The organism is Polynucleobacter sp. 39-46-10, assembly GCF_002282275.1.
In genome coordinates this window covers 10027-11356 of the sequence record NZ_NCJB01000083.1, presented here as the reverse complement: position 1 = coordinate 11356, position 1330 = coordinate 10027, and the positions used below count along the sequence as shown (strand labels likewise).

General features: G+C 55.2%; 1 protein-coding gene and 1 pseudogene. Both read left to right on the top strand.

Annotation, left to right across the window (positions count from 1 at the left end; translation table 11 throughout):
- Positions 1–61: 61 nt before the first annotated feature.
- Positions 62–632, top strand: a pseudogene (locus B7X71_RS08355) (sugar nucleotide-binding protein).
- Positions 629–1171: a dTDP-4-dehydrorhamnose 3,5-epimerase gene (gene rfbC / locus B7X71_RS08350; RefSeq protein ID WP_293598990.1), complete on the top strand. Its 543-nt coding sequence runs from the start codon at positions 629–631 to the stop codon at positions 1169–1171. The pseudogene B7X71_RS08355 and the gene rfbC overlap by 4 nt, the downstream one beginning before the upstream one ends.
- Positions 1172–1330 lie beyond the last annotated feature (159 nt).

Below are 1330 nucleotides of genomic sequence, written 5' to 3'. Positions count from 1 at the left end.
TGCAACTGAACTGGGCATGGCGCATGCCGAAACGCAACACTAAATCAACAACACAAAAAATATGACCCCACGCAAAGGCATCATCCTCGCCGGCGGCTCCGGCACCCGCCTGCACCCGCCTGCACCCGGCCACGCTGGCCATCAGCAAGCAACTGCTGCCGGTGTATGACAAGCCGATGATTTACTACCCGCCCATCGGGGCCGACCTGCTGGCCGACGTCACCGCCCACGTCATTCGCCAAGTCCTGCAGCGCCCTAGCGACGCCGGCCTGTACCACCTCGTCGCCAGTGGCCAAACCAGCTGGCATGGCTATGCAAAACACGTGCTGGTCCAGGCAGAACTTGCGCAAGCAGCTATCAAACTTGTAGCGAGCGAAGTCGCTCCGGTGTCCACCAACGCCTTTCCAACACCGGCTACCCGCCCGCTCAACTCCCGGCTCGACACCACCCGGCTGCAAACCACCTTCGGCTTGCGTTTGCCGCCCTGGCAGCACGGCGTGGACCGCATGCTGGCTGAAATCTTTTCGCTCAAAACGCCCACAGGCTTAGACCGCACTATTAAAACTCCCAATGCGCTTGTGCAGGAGCAGAGCCGCCACCGTAAATCGACTTATTTGGCTTACGCGGCGTGAACATTACCCAAACAGCGATTCCGGGCGTGTTGCTCCTAGAGCCGGAAGTGTTCGTCGACCAGCGCGGCCTTTTTTACGAAAGCTTTAGCTCTCGTCGCTTCAAGGAATTGACCGGGGTGACAGCGGAGTTTGTGCAAGACAACGTTTCCCTTTCTGCGCAAAACGTATTGCGCGGCCTGCATTACCAAATTCACCAGCCCCAGGGCAAACTAGTCCAGGTTATAGCGGGCGAGGTTTTCGACGTAGCCGTGGATCTTCGCCGGAGTTCACCAACTTTTGGTTGCTGGACTGGCGCAATTTTATCTGCGGAAAATCGCTTGCAGCAGTGGATCCCACCGGGCTTTGCCCACGGCTTTGTAGTTACAGGTGCGAATGCAGAGGTGCACTACAAAACAACCGACTACTACGCGCCCGCGTACGAGCGATGCATTATCTGGACTGACCCAGTTATTGGAATTCGATGGCCTGAACTTCCAGTCATTCTTTCAGATAAAGATATAGCGGGATTACCGCTCAAAATATCGGATTTATTTGAATGAAAATTCTCAGGCACACAGTATTTAACCTAGTCGGACTTGGGGCTCCGCTTTTGGTTGCCGTAGGTACTATACCGGTACTTATTCACGAACTTGGACCCGCACGCTTTGGTTTGCTGACTCTGATTTGGGCCGTAGTAAGCTATTTTGGGCTGTTTGACT